Annotated in this window: 16 protein-coding genes; all 16 read right to left on the bottom strand. The window is 60.9% G+C overall.

What is annotated here, in order from left to right; translation table 11 throughout:
- A partial coding sequence (locus tag BMH52_RS05685; RefSeq protein ID WP_177345074.1) for an Hpt domain-containing protein occupies positions 1 to 1001 on the bottom strand: 1001 nt, incomplete at its 3' end.
- 11 nt (positions 1002 to 1012) lie between these two features.
- The gene (locus tag BMH52_RS05690) at positions 1013 to 1801 is read right to left on the bottom strand and encodes a protein phosphatase CheZ (protein ID WP_003192906.1); all 789 of its coding nucleotides are present in this window, start codon (positions 1799 to 1801) and stop codon (positions 1013 to 1015) included.
- Between the two features lie 18 nt (positions 1802 to 1819).
- Entirely contained in the window at positions 1820 to 2194 is a 375-nt protein-coding gene (locus BMH52_RS05695; protein WP_003192908.1) for a chemotaxis response regulator CheY, read from the bottom strand.
- Between the two features lie 167 nt (positions 2195 to 2361).
- Complete coding sequence (gene fliA, locus BMH52_RS05700; protein ID WP_003192909.1) at positions 2362 to 3102, bottom strand: RNA polymerase sigma factor FliA; 741 nt, start codon at positions 3100 to 3102, stop codon at positions 2362 to 2364.
- Entirely contained in the window at positions 3099 to 3932 is an 834-nt protein-coding gene (gene fleN, locus BMH52_RS05705) for a flagellar synthesis regulator FleN (RefSeq protein ID WP_003192912.1), read from the bottom strand. Before fleN ends, fliA begins: the two co-directional genes overlap by 4 nt.
- Positions 3933 to 4037: 105 nt before the next feature.
- On the bottom strand, positions 4038 to 5354 hold the full coding sequence (flhF, locus tag BMH52_RS05710; protein WP_019818351.1) for a flagellar biosynthesis protein FlhF: 1317 nt from the start codon (positions 5352 to 5354) through the stop codon (positions 4038 to 4040).
- A gap of 11 nt (positions 5355 to 5365) precedes the next feature.
- On the bottom strand, positions 5366 to 7480 hold the full coding sequence (flhA, locus tag BMH52_RS05715; RefSeq protein WP_019818353.1) for a flagellar biosynthesis protein FlhA: 2115 nt from the start codon (positions 7478 to 7480) through the stop codon (positions 5366 to 5368).
- A 507-nt stretch (positions 7481 to 7987) separates the two neighbouring features.
- Positions 7988 to 8191, bottom strand: coding sequence for a cold-shock protein (locus BMH52_RS05720; RefSeq protein WP_072433704.1), 204 nt, complete (start codon positions 8189 to 8191; stop codon positions 7988 to 7990).
- 33 nt (positions 8192 to 8224) lie between these two features.
- Complete coding sequence (locus BMH52_RS05725; RefSeq protein ID WP_072433703.1) at positions 8225 to 8428, bottom strand: hypothetical protein; 204 nt, start codon at positions 8426 to 8428, stop codon at positions 8225 to 8227.
- 431 nt (positions 8429 to 8859) lie between these two features.
- Complete coding sequence (flhB, locus tag BMH52_RS05735) at positions 8860 to 9996, bottom strand: flagellar biosynthesis protein FlhB (protein ID WP_073843142.1); 1137 nt, start codon at positions 9994 to 9996, stop codon at positions 8860 to 8862.
- A 3-nt stretch (positions 9997 to 9999) separates the two neighbouring features.
- Positions 10000 to 10785 carry a flagellar biosynthetic protein FliR gene (gene fliR, locus BMH52_RS05740; protein WP_005790062.1) on the bottom strand — a complete coding sequence of 262 codons (786 nt, stop codon included), beginning with the start codon at positions 10783 to 10785 and terminating at the stop codon, positions 10000 to 10002.
- Positions 10786 to 10789: 4 nt separating this feature from the next.
- Positions 10790 to 11059, bottom strand: coding sequence for a flagellar biosynthesis protein FliQ (gene fliQ / locus BMH52_RS05745; protein WP_003192936.1), 270 nt, complete (start codon positions 11057 to 11059; stop codon positions 10790 to 10792).
- 4 nt (positions 11060 to 11063) lie between these two features.
- On the bottom strand, positions 11064 to 11807 hold the full coding sequence (fliP, locus tag BMH52_RS05750; protein ID WP_003192937.1) for a flagellar type III secretion system pore protein FliP: 744 nt from the start codon (positions 11805 to 11807) through the stop codon (positions 11064 to 11066).
- Entirely contained in the window at positions 11807 to 12241 is a 435-nt protein-coding gene (fliO, locus tag BMH52_RS05755) for a flagellar biosynthetic protein FliO (protein WP_019818369.1), read from the bottom strand. The genes fliP and fliO overlap by 1 nt, the downstream gene beginning before the upstream one ends.
- Before the next feature lies 1 nt (position 12242).
- Positions 12243 to 12710, bottom strand: coding sequence for a flagellar motor switch protein FliN (gene fliN, locus BMH52_RS05760; protein WP_003192941.1), 468 nt, complete (start codon positions 12708 to 12710; stop codon positions 12243 to 12245).
- Between the two features lie 43 nt (positions 12711 to 12753).
- Positions 12754 to 13722 (bottom strand): flagellar motor switch protein FliM, encoded by a 969-nt coding sequence (fliM, locus tag BMH52_RS05765; protein WP_014719344.1) that lies wholly within the window; start codon positions 13720 to 13722, stop codon positions 12754 to 12756.
- Positions 13723 to 13724 lie beyond the last annotated feature (2 nt).

Here is a 13724-nt window from a genome sequence, read left to right on the forward strand (position 1 = left end):
CGCGCAGGGGCCGGGGCCGGGGCGGCGGCAGGTGCTGGCTTGGCTGCCGGCGCAGGTTTGGCAGCAACCGGTGCCGCAGTGGCTGGTGCTGCAACCTGCGCGGCCGCGGCCGGGGCAACTTCGCTGAACTTGCCTTTGCCGTGCAGCTCGTCGAGCAAGGCTTCGAATTCGTGATCCGAGATCAACCCGTCACCGGCCGGTGCGGTACTGGCCGCTGGCGCAGCGGCGGCGGCAGTCGCTGCAACCTCGGGCAGGGCTTCGGCCACAAAGGTGCCTTTGCCATGCAGTTGGTCGAGCAGTGCCTCGAATTCGTCGTCGGTAATGTCAGTGCTGGTGTTGGCAGCGGGTGCTTCTGGCGTCGCCGCAGGAGGTGCCACGGCATCCGCCGCGAACTGGCCTTTGCCGTGCAACTGGTCGAGCAACGACTCGAACTCGGCGTCCGTAATGTCTTCACTGCTCGGCGTCGCGGCAGGCTGCACCGGCACTTCAGCTTCGGCCTTGACCGCGCTGAGGGAGTTGAGCAGTTGTTCGAACTCGCTGTCGGTCACGTCCGGCTCGGCTTGCGCCACCGGCTCCGGTGCGGCCTCGACCACCGGCGCAGCCGCGGTATCGGCAGGTTCGGCCAGGCGCGCCAGGGCGGCCAGCAGTTCCGGCGTGGCGGCAGTGATCGGTGCACGTTCACGCACTTGGCTGAACATGCCGTTGACCGCATCCAGTGCTTCGAGAATCACGTCCATCAGTTCCGAGTCGACGTGACGCTCACCCTTGCGCAGGATGTCGAAAACGTTCTCGGCGATGTGACAGCACTCCACCAGCTCATGGAGCTGGAGGAAGCCGGCGCCCCCTTTTACAGTGTGAAAACCGCGAAAAATTGCATTGAGCAGGTTCGCATCATCCGGTCGGCTTTCCAGCTCGACCAGTTGTTCGGACAGTTGCTCTAGAATTTCGCCGGCCTCTACAAGGAAATCCTGAAGGATTTCTTCATCGGCGCCGAAGCTCATGTGGGTGCTCCTTAGAAGCCTAAACTGGATAACAGGTCATCTACGTCATCCTGACCTGACACAACGTCTTCACGTTTATCGGCATGAATCTGCGGACCTTCACCCTTGGCGAGATGTTTTTGTGGATCTTTTTCCGAGAGGATCGCTTCACGGTCATGTTCGATGCCGGCAAAACGATCGACCTGGCCGGCCATCAGCACCAATTTGAGCAAGTTGCTTTCCACTTCGGTAACCAACTGGGTCACGCGCTTGATCACCTGGCCGGTGAGGTCCTGGTAATCCTGGGCCAGCAGGATGTCGTTGAGGTTGCTGGCCACCGTGCGGTTTTCCTGTTCGCTGCGCGACAGGAACCCGTCGACGCGACGCGCCAGTTCACGAAACTCTTCAGCGCCCACTTCGCGGCGCATGAAGCGGCCCCAGTCCTGGCTCAAGGCCTGGGCTTCGGTGGCCATGCCGTTGACCAGGGGCGTGGCGTTTTCCACCAGGTCCATGGTGCGGTTGGCCGCCGCCTCAGTCAGCCTGACCACATAGGACAGGCGCTCGGTGGCATCAGTGATCTGGGAAATTTCTTCGGCCTGGGGCATGCGCGGGTCAATCTGGAAATTGACGATTGCGCTGTGCAGCTCGCGTGTGAGCTTGCCCACTTCCTGGTACAGGCCGCGGTCACGGGTCTGGTTAAGCTCATGGATCAACTGCACCGCATCGGCGAACTGGCCTTTTTCCAGGCTGTCGACCAACTGGTGAGCATGTTTTTTCAGGGTCGACTCAAAGTCGCCCTGTGACGTTTCGTTATGCTCCATAGCTCCCCCGCGATGGCATTAGCCGTGGATGCGTTCGAAGATTTTCTCGATCTTCTCTTTCAAGGCCAGTGCCGTGAATGGTTTGACCACATAACCGTTGACCCCGGCTTGGGCGGCTTCGATGATCTGTTCGCGCTTGGCTTCGGCGGTCACCATCAGCACAGGCAAGCTGCGCAGTTTTTCATCGGCGCGCACATGGCGCAGCAGGTCGATACCGGTCATGCCCGGCATGTTCCAGTCGGTTACCAGAAAGTCGATGCTCCCGCTGTTGAGGATCGGAATGGCCGTCAGGCCATCATCCGCCTCGACCGTGTTGGTGAACCCAAGGTCACGCAACAGGTTTTTAATGATCCGCCGCATCGTTGAGAAGTCATCAACGATGAGGATTTTCATGTTCTTGTCCAATTCGACCTCCAAGCAGTCTTAAACGCGCCCAGCACCTGGACGCGCCATTTCAATCAACAGGCGTTACACAAAAAGGACTGCCCAGGGCACCACGGCACGTAGCCGCGAAACCTTGCGATCTCACGGCAGCGTCTGCAGTGCCCCCACACTGCCTGTCAGCGCGCGCGCCACTCGGCCAATCGCCCCCGCAAGCGGGCTGCGCACTGGCTATGCAACTGGCTGACACGCGATTCGCTGACCCCCAGGACCTCACCGATTTCCTTGAGGTTCAGCTCTTCGTCGTAGTACAGCGCCAGCACCAGCCGCTCACGCTCCGGCAAGTTGGCGATTGCATCGGCCAACGCGCCCTGGAAACGTTCATCTTCCAGGTCGCGTGACGGCTCCGTATGCGCGCTCGCGCCGTCCTCGTGCAGCCCTTCGTGTTCGCCGTCCTGTAAAAGGTCGTCAAAACTGAACAGGCGGCTGCCCAAGGTATCGTTCAAAATCCCGTAATAATCGTCGAGACTCAATTGGAGTTCGGCCGCAACTTCATGATCTTTAGCGTCACGACCGGTTTTTGCTTCAATTGCTCGAATTGCATCACTGACCATGCGCGTATTGCGGTGTACCGAACGCGGCGCCCAATCGCCTTTACGCACCTCGTCGAGCATCGCGCCACGGATACGGATACCCGCATACGTTTCGAAACTGGCACCCTTGCTGGCGTCGTATTTGGTCGAGACTTCAAGCAGGCCGATCATGCCGGCCTGGATCAAGTCTTCAACCTGCACACTCGCGGGCAGGCGCGCCAACAGGTGATAGGCAATGCGCTTGACCAACGGCGCATAGCGCTCGATCAATTCGCCCTGGCTGTCACGTGCCGACTTTTTGTAAAGGTTGTAGCCGCTGGATGTCATAGCACCGGTCCTGCGCTCGTCTGATGCACCAAACGCTCGACGAAAAACTCCAGATGCCCCCGCGGGTTGGCGGGCAACGGCCAGGTATCGACCTTCTGGGCAATGGCCTTGAACGCCAGTGCGCATTTCGAACGAGGGAACGCTTCGTAGACCGCACGCTGCTTTTGCACGGCCTTGCGCACACACTCGTCATAGGGAACTGCGCCGACGTATTGTAAAGCCACATCGAGGAAGCGGTCCGTGACCTTGGTCAACTTGGCGAACAGGTTGCGCCCTTCCTGCGGGCTCTGGGCCATGTTGGCCAGCACGCGGAAGCGATTCATGCCGTAGTCACGGTTAAGCAGTTTGATCAGCGCGTAGGCATCGGTGATCGAGGTGGGCTCGTCGCACACCACCAACAGCACTTCCTGCGCTGCGCGCACAAAGCTGACCACCGACTCGCCGATCCCGGCGGCGGTGTCGATCACCAGCACGTCGAGGTTGTCGCCGATGTCGCTGAACGCCTGGATCAGCCCGGCATGCTGCGCGGGGCTCAGGTGCACCATGCTCTGGGTGCCCGAGGCCGCCGGCACGATGCGAATGCCACCAGGGCCCTGGAGCAGCACATCGCGCAGCTCGCAGCGGCCCTCGATCACATCGGCCAGGGTATGTTTGGGTGTCAGCCCCAGGAGAACGTCCACGTTCGCCAAGCCCAGGTCAGCATCCAGCAGCATGACGCGACGGCCAAGCTCTGCCAGGGCCAGGGACAAATTCACTGACACGTTAGTTTTCCCGACGCCACCTTTGCCGCCGGTCACCGCGATCACCTGTACGGGATGCATGCTGCCCATTTTATTTCTTTACCTTGTCTTGCTTAGACGCAGGCTACATGGCTTGGCCGCGTGAATCGCTTGCAGACCATCGATGTAGGTACATTTCACGGTGTTCATCCTGCCTCAACCCACCCGTTTAGCCGGGTGGTGGTAAAGGTCGGCGAACATATCGGCCATCGCTTCCTCGCTAGGCTCGTCTTGCATTTGCACACTCACGGCACGGCTGACCAACTGATGACGGCGCGGCAGATGCAGATCATCCGGGATCCGCGGCCCGTCGGTGAGGTAGGCAACCGGTAATTCATGGCTGATGGCCAGGCTCAATACCTCGCCCAGGCTCGCGGTTTCGTCGAGTTTGGTGAGGATGCAGCCGGCCAGGCCGCAACGCTTGTAGCTGTGATAGGCAGCGGTAAGAACCTGTTTCTGGCTGGTGGTTGCAAGCACCAGGTAATTTTTCGACTTGATGCCACGCCCGGCCAGGCTTTCGAGCTGCATGCGCAGCGCTGGATCACTGGCTTGCAGGCCGGCGGTATCGATCAGCACCACGCGCTTGCGCAGCAACGGCTCGAGGGCATTGGCCAGGGACTGGCCCGGGTCGACATGGGTCACCGGCACGTTGAGAATGCGGCCCAGGGTCTTGAGCTGCTCCTGGGCGCCGATGCGGTAGCTGTCCATGCTCACCAACGCGATATTCTGTGCGCCGTACTTAAGCACATAACGGGCGGCCAGCTTGGCCAGGGTGGTGGTCTTGCCCATGCCGGCGGGGCCGACCATGGCGATCACACCGCCCTCTTCCAGGGGTTCGATTTCCGGCGTGGCGATCATGCGCGCCAGATGCGCCAGCAACATGCGCCAGGCCTGACGAGGTTCTTCGACTTCGGCGGTCAAGGCCAGCAGGTCGCGGGACAACGGGCCGGACAGGCCGATGCGCTGCAAGCGACGCCACAGGTTGGCTTGCTGCGGCTTGCTGCCTTGCAACTGAGTCCAGGCCAACGAGCCCAGCTGCACTTCGAGCAATTCGCGCAGGCCATTGAGTTCAAAGCGCATCGAGTCGATCACACGCTGGTCAACTGCGGCGGCCGGGGCAGGCGCTGCAGGACGCGGCGGTTCGACAAAGGTGGGCTCAACCAGCGGCTCGGCGGCGGTCAGCGGCAGGCCGGCGAATAATTGGCGATTGGTGCTGGCATCGCTGTCACCGCGCATGCTCAGTTCCGCCTGGGCCGACACAATGCGCGAGGCGGTCTTGCGCAGCTCGTCTTCGAGTTCCATGTTCGGCACGCGCGGGGCCAGCGCCTGGGGCGTGTAATCCAGGGCAGCCGTCAGCTCGACACCGCCGGCAATCCGACGGTTACCGATAATCGCGGCATCGGCGCCCAGCTCATCGCGGACCAACTTCATGGCCTGACGCATATCGGCGGCGAAAAAACGCTTAACTTGCATAACCCACTACCTCAGCCATTGGGCCCAACTGTCGCGACGATAGTCACTTGCTTATTGTCAGGAATTTCCTGGTAAGCCAACACGTGCAAATTCGGTACAGCCAGGCGTCCAAACCGCGACAACATCGCGCGAACCGGGCCGGCCACCAGCAGGATCACCGGGTTGCCCTGCATTTCCTGGCGCTGTGCGGCGTCGATCAACGAACGCTGCAGCTTTTCAGCCATGCTTGGCTCCAGTAAAACGCCCTCTTCCTGGCCTTGCCCTGCCTTCTGAATACTATTGAGCAATATTTGTTCCAACCTGGGCTCCAAGGTGATCACAGGCAGCTCGGACTCAGTCCCTACAATGCTTTGCACGATTGCGCGGGACACGCCGACACGCACCGCCGCCACCAGAGCGGCAGTATCTTGACTCTTGGCGGCATTGTTGGCGATGGCCTCGGCAATGCTGCGAATGTCGCGCACAGGCACCTGTTCGGCCAACAGCGCTTGCAACACCTTGAGCAACTGCGACAACGACAGCACGCCAGGCACCAGCTCTTCGGCCAGTTTTGGCGACGATTTGGCCAGCAAGCCCATCAATTGCTGGACTTCCTCGTGGCCGATCAGCTCGTGGGAGTGCTTGTAGAGAATCTGGTTGAGGTGCGTGGCGACCACGGTGCTGGCATCCACCACGGTGTAACCGAGGGACTGCGCCTGGCTGCGCTGGCTGACTTCGATCCACACCGCTTCCAGGCCGAAAGCCGGATCTTTGGCGGTGATGCCGTTGAGCGTACCGAACACTTGGCCTGGGTTGATCGCCAGTTCGCGGTCCGGGTAGATCTCGGCTTCGGCCAGGATCACCCCCATCAGGGTCAGGCGATAGGCGCTGGGGGCCAGGTCGAGGTTGTCACGGATATGCACGGTGGGCATCAGGAAGCCCAAGTCCTGGGACAGCTTCTTGCGCACGCCCTTGATTCGCGCCAGCAGTTGCCCACCCTGGTTGCGGTCGACCAGCGGGATCAGGCGGTAGCCGACTTCCAGGCCGATCATGTCGATGGGCGTGACGTCGTCCCAGCCCAGTTCCTTGGTTTCCTGGGCACGGGCCGGGGATGGCAGCAGATCCTGTTGACGGGCGATTTCCTGCTCGGCCTGGACCTTGACCTGGTTCTGCTTCTTCCAGAACAGGTACGCCGCGCCACCCGCCAGGGCCGCCATGCTCAGGAACGAGAAGTGCGGCATGCCCGGCACGATACCCATGATCGCCATAATGCCCGCCGCCACGGCCAGGGCCTTGGGCGAAGCGAACATCTGCCGGCTGATCTGCTTGCCCATGTCTTCGGAGCCCGAAGCACGGGTAACCATGATGGCCGCCGCTGTGGATAACAACAGTGATGGCAATTGCGCCACTAAACCGTCACCGATGGTCAGCAAGGCGTACACCTTGCCGGCATCGCCGAAGGTCATGCCGTGCTGGAAGATACCGACCGCCATGCCGCCGATCAGGTTGATAAACAGAATCAACAGGCCAGCGATGGCGTCGCCACGCACAAATTTGCTGGCGCCGTCCATGGAGCCGTAGAACTCGGCTTCCTGAGCAACTTCGGCCCGGCGCGACTTGGCCTGGTTCTGGTCGATCAGGCCGGCGTTGAGGTCGGCGTCGATGGCCATCTGCTTGCCGGGCATGGCGTCGAGGGTAAACCGCGCGCTCACCTCGGAAATCCGCCCGGCGCCCTTGGTCACCACCACGAAGTTGATGATCATCAGGATCGCGAACACCACGATACCGACCACGTAGTTACCGCCGATCACCACCTCGCCGAACGCCTGGATCACCTTACCGGCAGCGGCATGGCCGTCCTGGCCGTGGAGCATCACCACCCGCGTGGAAGCGACGTTCAATGCCAGACGTAGCAAGGTCGCCACCAGCAGAATCGTCGGGAACACCGCGAAATCCAGCGGCCGCAAGGCGTACACGCACACCAGCAAGACCACGACAGACAGGGCAATGTTGAAAGTGAAGAACACATCGAGCAGAAACGGCGGCATCGGCAACATCATCATTGCCAGCATCACCAGCAACAACAACGGCACACCCAGATTGCCCCGCGACAGGTCAGTCAGGGTGCCACGGGCCGTGTTGAGCATTTGAGAGCGATCTACCACCGGTATTCCTCGGGTCCTTGAAGCAAAGTTTTGACGCTGGAGGGCGACTTGGAGGCGGGGTTGCAAGAAGCCTTCCAACTTTGCTTTTGGGGCGATTTTCGGGTGGTAACCGATTCAAGTGTGGGAGCTGGCTTGCCTGCGATGCGGTGTGTCAGGCGCACGACTTGAGCACTCTGCAAGGGTGACGCAGAGCGTCACGCGATGGGTTCCCCACGCGGGAGCGTGGGAACGATCAAGAGGCTTGATACCTGAGGCTAGAACAATAACGCGGTTCCCTGGATCATTCCCACGCTCTGCGTGGGAATGCCGCCTGGGACGCTCCGCGTCCCGAGCCAGGCGCACGACTTGAGCACTCTGCAAGGGTGACGCAGAGCGCCACGGATGCGTTCCCACGCGGGAGCGTGGGAACGATCAAAGCAACTGATACCACGGTCCAATGTGGGAGTAAGCCCTCCCACATTTTCGCGTGGAAATGACCGGATGAGCGTCTTAAAGAGGCCGTATATTCTCGGCCTGCGGGCCTTTTGGGCCTTGCGTGACTTCATATTCCACTTTTTCGTTCTCTTCCAGGATTCTTTCCCCACTCGACGCAATTGCCGAGTAATGGGCAAAAACATCCGCCCCGCCATCATCTGGCGCAATAAAACCAAACCCCTTGTCCGCGCTAAACCACTTCACAGTGCCAGTTGCCATCGCCGCTCTCCCTACACTTCGCCAAGGACCCGATCAATTGGCGTTGACCGCATTGACGGGCAATGCATACACGCCCAAGGGTCGCTGAATCATCTGAAACCTCATGCGCTCACCCACCGAAAACTCAGGCTGGTGCCAATCTTCCACATCGATAAACACTTCCTCGCCGTCATCCCGCACAATCAACCACTCCTTTCTAATCCAGTCATAAGCTATGACAGTCCCCTTAGCTTCCATATCGCCCTCCCTGCATCTCGTTTACTACATGCGCGCAGTGCATGACGTAATGAAACCGTGAGAAGCAGCGGCTGGCTACTGTCAAAGTTGACAGGTAGATGCGAGTGGTCGACGGGTGGTAGGGGATTAGCTGCGAAGCGAACCCGGATCAGGTATCCGGCGACATTTTTCGCTGGCGTTTTTTGCGGAGCTTGAGGGGGGTTGGCGGTGCATGGGCTTCACTGCATTCAGTGCCCGTCGACTGAGCGGACACCTGATTGCCATCGCGATCCCGGGCAATAAAACCAATGCCCTTGACCGCATCGAACCACCTGACCGTGCCCCTGTCCATCACCGCCTCCCGAGCCGCACATGGCTGCGCGTCTCATCGCTGTATCAAACAGTGAAGGCGGCGTAATGGCTACTGTCAAAGTTGACAGGTCGAAAAGAAATCAGGTGTCGCGACGCAAATCCGGCGGAATCGGCAGGTCCTTGAGCGGATCCGGCCGCTTGCCCTTGCCGGCGCGGTATTGGCGGATCTGGTAGACGTAGGCCAATACCTGCGCCACCGCCAGATACAGGCCCGCCGGGATTTCCTGGTCGAGGTCCGTGGAGTAAAAGATCGACCGCGCCAGCGCCGGCGATTCCAGCAGCAGAATGTCGTTGGCCACCGCGATTTCGCGGATTTTCAACGCGGTAAAATCACTGCCCTTGGCCAGCAGCGTCGGTGCGCCGCCCTTCTCCGGGTCGTACTTAAGCGCTACGGCGTAGTGAGTCGGGTTGGTGATGATCACATCGGCGTCGGGCACCGAGGCCATCATCTTGCGCTGGGACATTTCCCGCTGCAGTTGGCGGATGCGTTGCTTGACCTCGGGGCGGCCTTCCTGGTCCTTGTGCTCGTCGCGCACTTCCTGCTTGGTCATCAGCAGTTTCTTGTGGCTTTCCCACAGTTGGATCGGCGCATCCACGGCGGCGATCAGGATCAGCCCGAGGGCCATCCACAGTGCGCTCCAGCCCACCACCTGCACGCTGTGGATGATCGCCGATTCCAGCGGTTCATGGGCAATGCGCAGCAAGTCGTCGATGTCGGATGACAACACCGCCAACGCCACGAACAGAATCAGGAAAAACTTGGCCAGGGCCTTGAGCAATTCAATCAGGGCCTTGGCAGAGAACATGCGCTTGAGCCCCGCCCCCGGGTTCATGCGGCTGAACTTGGGCGCCATGCTGCCCGCGGCAAACAACCAGCCGCCGAGGGCGACCGGGCCGATCAGCGCGACCAGCAGCAAAGTGATCAAGATCGGCTGCACCGCCAACAGGGCGATTTTGCCTGAGTGCAGCAGGTACTGGGCCATGGCGTCGGGGTTGAGCAGCACTTCGCGGGGCAAGCTGAAGTTGTGCTTCATCATCTCCAGCAGGTCCAGCGCCAGGCCTCCCCCGTAGATCAACAAGGCCCCGGCACCGGCGATCATGGTGGCGAAAGTGTTGAGCTCTTTGGAGCGTGCGATCTCGCCCTTTTCCCTGGAGTCCTTTTTACGTTTCTCCGTGGGGTCTTCTGTTTTGTCCTGACCACTCTCGCTCTCGGCCATGGCTCAGCGCGCCCGTGCCAGGTCACGTAAGAACTGCAAGGCGTCGGTGGCCAGCGGTTGATACTGATTGAGAATGTCAGCCAGGCCGACCCAGAAAATCCCCATACCCAACACCAGGGTCAGCGGGAAACCAATCGAGAAGATGTTCAGTTGCGGCGCCGCGCGGGTCATCACGCCGAACGCGATATTGACCACCAGCAGCGCCGTGATCGCCGGCAACACCAGCAACAGCGCCGCGCCCAGCACCCAACCGAGGCGCCCCACCAGTTCCCAGAAGTGGTTGACCACCAAGCCTGCGCCCACCGGCAAGGTGGTGAAACTCTCGGTCAGCACCTCGAACGCCACCAGGTGACCGTTCATGGCCAGGAATAGCAAGGTCACCAGCATGGTCAGAAACTGCCCGATCACCGCCGCCGACACGCCGTTGGTGGGGTCGACCATGGACGCGAAGCCCATGCCCATCTGGATCGAAATAATTTGCCCGGCCACCACAAAGGCCTGGAAAAACAGGGTCAGGGAAAACCCCAGCATGGCGCCGATCAGAATCTGTTCGGCAATCAGCAACAAGGCGCTAAGGTCCAGTGCGTTCACCGGCGGCATCGGCGGCAGGCCCGGCACGATCACCACGGTGATCGCCACCGCGAAATACAGGCGCACACGACGCGGTACCAACGTGGTGCCGAACACCGGCATGGCCATCAACATCGCCGTGACGCGAAACAGCGGCAGGATGAACGAGGCCACCCAGGTACTGATCTGGGTGTCGGTCAAGGCCAGCAAGGATTGCATCGGCTCAGCCGATCAACTGCGGAATACTGCCGTACAACTGCAGGATGTATTCCATGAAGGTTTGCACCAGCCACGGGCCGGCGACGATCAGTGTCACCAGCATCACCAGCAGGCGCGGCAGAAAGCTCAGGGTTTGTTCGTTGATCTGGGTGGCCGCCTGGAACATCGCCACCAGCAGGCCCACCAACAGACTGGGCACCACCAGCACGGCGACCATCAGGGTGGTCAGCCACAGCGCTTCACGGAACAGGTCAACGGCGACTTCTGGCGTCATAGCGCTATACCCCTCCGAAACTGCCGGCCAGGGTGCCAATAATCAGCGCCCAGCCGTCCACCAGCACAAACAGCATGATCTTGAACGGCAGCGAGATGATCAACGGTGACAGCATCATCATACCCATGGCCATCAACACGCTCGCCACCACCAGGTCGATGATCAGGAACGGGATGAAGATCATGAAGCCGATCTGGAACGCGGTCTTCAGTTCGGAGGTGACGAACGCCGGCACCAGAATAGTCAGCGGCGCCTGGTCCGGGGTGGCGATGTCGGTGCGCTTGGACAGGCGCATGAACAGCTCAAGGTCGCTGGAGCGGGTTTGCGACAGCATGAAGTCCTTGATCGGGCCCTGAGCCTTGTCGATGGCATCCTGGGCTGTGAGCTTTTCCGCCAGATAAGGTTGCAGGGCTTGCTGGTTCACCTTGTCGAACACCGGCGCCATGATGAACAGCGTCAAAAACAGCGCCATGCCGGTGAGGATCTGGTTCGATGGCGTCTGCTGCAGGCCCAGGGCCTGGCGCAGGATCGAGAAGACGATGATGATCCGCGTAAAGCTGGTCATCAGCATGACAAACGCCGGGATAAAACTCAGCGCCGTCATGATCAGCAGGATCTGCAGGCTGACCGAATATTCCTGCGCGCCCGCCGCGTTGGTGCCCAGGGTGATCGCCGGGATCGACAACGGGTCGGCGCCCAGGGCCATCGGTGCGGCCAGCAACAGCATGAGCGTCAACAAAACGCGCATTACTTCTTATCCTTCTGATCCTTGCCCAGCAACTCCATCAGGCGCTGGGCGAATTCTGGCGTGGCGGCTTCGGTCTTGACCGCGTCCACCGGGGTCTTGAGTACATGCAGCGGGGTGATGCGGCCGGGGGTGATGCCGAGCAGGATCTGCTCCTCGCCCACCTGCACCAGCACCAGCCGATCACGCGGGCCGAGGGCGCGCGAGCCCACCAGCTCGATCACTTGGCCGTTGCCCGGGCCGATGCGCTGCACGCGGCGCATCAACCAGGCCAGCACGAAGATCAGGCCAATCACCAGCAACAGGCCCAGCACCAGTTGCGTCAACTGCCCACTGACACTGCCGACCGCTGGCGCCGCAGCCACCTGCGCCACCGGCTCCGCCGCCAGGGCGCTCAATGGCAGCGCCAGCAACAGTCCCGCCATCGAGTACTTCATCTCAGCGCAACTTCTTGATGCGTTCGCTCGGGCTGATCACGTCGGTCAGGCGGATGCCGAACTTCTCGTTGACCACCACCACCTCGCCATGGGCAATCAGGGTGCCGTTGACCAGCACGTCCAACGGCTCGCCGGCCAGGCGGTCCAGCTCGATCACCGAGCCCTGGTTGAGCTGCAACAGGTTGCGGATGTTGATTTCGGTGCTGCCCACTTCCATGGAAATCGACACCGGGATGTCGAGGATCACATCCAGGTTCGGGCCGTCGAGGCTCACCGGGTCGTTGTTCTTCGGCACGCTGCCGAATTCTTCCATGGCCAGGCGGTTGCCGGCCGGCGCGGTAGCGGCGTCGGCGGCCAGCAGCGCGTCGATGTCGTCCTGGCCAACATCGCCGGTTTCTTCCAGGGCCGCAGCCCACTCGTCAGCCAGGGCCTGGTCTTCGGCGGAAGTGTTTTCGTGTTCGGTAGCCATTACATGTCCTCGGCGCAGCAAACAATCATGAATTGGGGTTGAATCAGCGGCGGTTGATCGGCTCAACCACTTGCAGCGCCAGGTTGCCCTTGTGGGAACCGAGCTTGACCTTGAATGACGGCACGCCGTTGGCGCGCATGATCAACTCTTCCGGCAAGTCGACGGGGATGATGTCCCCAGGCGCCATGTGCAAAATATCGCGCAGGCGCAACTGACGGCGGGCCACGGTGGCGCTCAACGGCACGTCGACGTCCAGCAGGTCTTCGCGCAGGGCCTTGACCCAGCGTTCGTCCTGGTCGTCGAGGTCGGACTGGAAGCCGGCGTCGAGCATTTCGCGCACCGGCTCGATCATCGAGTACGGCATGGTCACGTGCAGGTCGCCGCCACCGCCATCGAGTTCGATGTGGAAGGTCGACACCACAATGGCCTCGCTCGGCCCGACGATGTTGGCCATGGCCGGGTTCACTTCCGAGTTGATGTACTCGAAGTTGACTTCCATGATCGCCTGCCAGGCTTCCTTCAAGTCGATGAAGGCCTGCTCCAGCACCATGCGTACCACGCGCAGTTCGGTGGGGGTGAATTCACGCCCTTCGATCTTGGCGTGACGGCCGTCGCCGCCGAAGAAGTTGTCCACCAGCTTGAACACCAGCTTGGCGTCGAGGATGAACAGCGCAGTGCCGCGCAACGGCTTGATCTTGACCAGGTTGAGGCTGGTGGGCACGTAAAGCGAGTGTACGTATTCACCGAACTTCATCACCTGCACACCGCCCACAGCCACGTCCGCCGAGCGGCGCAGCATGTTGAACATGCTGATGCGGGTGTAGCGGGCAAAGCGTTCGTTGATCATCTCCAGGGTCGGCATGCGTCCCCGCACGATGCGATCCTGGCTGGTCAGGTCATAACTTTTGACGCTGCCGGGTTCGGCAGCCATTTCGGTCTGTACCAGACCATCGTCCACGCCATGCAACAGCGCATCGATTTCATCCTGGGACAGCAGGTCTTGCACGGCCATGT

The sequence above is a fragment of the Pseudomonas sp. BTN1 genome, from assembly GCF_001907715.1.
Classification (GTDB): Bacteria; Pseudomonadota; Gammaproteobacteria; order Pseudomonadales; family Pseudomonadaceae; genus Aquipseudomonas; species Aquipseudomonas paracarnis.

What these genes read in the sequence shown, in the direction of transcription:
- BMH52_RS05690 (WP_003192906.1), bottom strand. Translation starts at nt 1,801, where the DNA reads ATGGAGCATAACGAAACGTCACAGGGCGACTTTGAGTCGACCCTGAAA.
- BMH52_RS05695 (WP_003192908.1), bottom strand. Translation starts at nt 2,194, where the DNA reads ATGAAAATCCTCATCGTTGATGACTTCTCAACGATGCGGCGGATCATT.
- fliA (WP_003192909.1), bottom strand. Translation starts at nt 3,102, where the DNA reads ATGACATCCAGCGGCTACAACCTTTACAAAAAGTCGGCACGTGACAGC.
- fleN (WP_003192912.1), bottom strand. Translation starts at nt 3,932, where the DNA reads ATGGGCAGCATGCATCCCGTACAGGTGATCGCGGTGACCGGCGGCAAA.
- flhF (WP_019818351.1), bottom strand. Translation starts at nt 5,354, where the DNA reads ATGCAAGTTAAGCGTTTTTTCGCCGCCGATATGCGTCAGGCCATGAAG.
- flhA (WP_019818353.1), bottom strand. Translation starts at nt 7,480, where the DNA reads ATGCTCAACACGGCCCGTGGCACCCTGACTGACCTGTCGCGGGGCAAT.
- BMH52_RS05720 (WP_072433704.1), bottom strand. Translation starts at nt 8,191, where the DNA reads ATGGCAACTGGCACTGTGAAGTGGTTTAGCGCGGACAAGGGGTTTGGT.
- BMH52_RS05725 (WP_072433703.1), bottom strand. Translation starts at nt 8,428, where the DNA reads ATGGAAGCTAAGGGGACTGTCATAGCTTATGACTGGATTAGAAAGGAG.
- flhB (WP_073843142.1), bottom strand. Translation starts at nt 9,996, where the DNA reads ATGGCCGAGAGCGAGAGTGGTCAGGACAAAACAGAAGACCCCACGGAG.
- fliR (WP_005790062.1), bottom strand. Translation starts at nt 10,785, where the DNA reads ATGCAATCCTTGCTGGCCTTGACCGACACCCAGATCAGTACCTGGGTG.
- fliQ (WP_003192936.1), bottom strand. Translation starts at nt 11,059, where the DNA reads ATGACGCCAGAAGTCGCCGTTGACCTGTTCCGTGAAGCGCTGTGGCTG.
- fliP (WP_003192937.1), bottom strand. Translation starts at nt 11,807, where the DNA reads ATGCGCGTTTTGTTGACGCTCATGCTGTTGCTGGCCGCACCGATGGCC.
- fliO (WP_019818369.1), bottom strand. Translation starts at nt 12,241, where the DNA reads ATGAAGTACTCGATGGCGGGACTGTTGCTGGCGCTGCCATTGAGCGCC.
- fliN (WP_003192941.1), bottom strand. Translation starts at nt 12,710, where the DNA reads ATGGCTACCGAACACGAAAACACTTCCGCCGAAGACCAGGCCCTGGCT.
- fliM (WP_014719344.1), bottom strand. Translation starts at nt 13,722, where the DNA reads ATGGCCGTGCAAGACCTGCTGTCCCAGGATGAAATCGATGCGCTGTTG.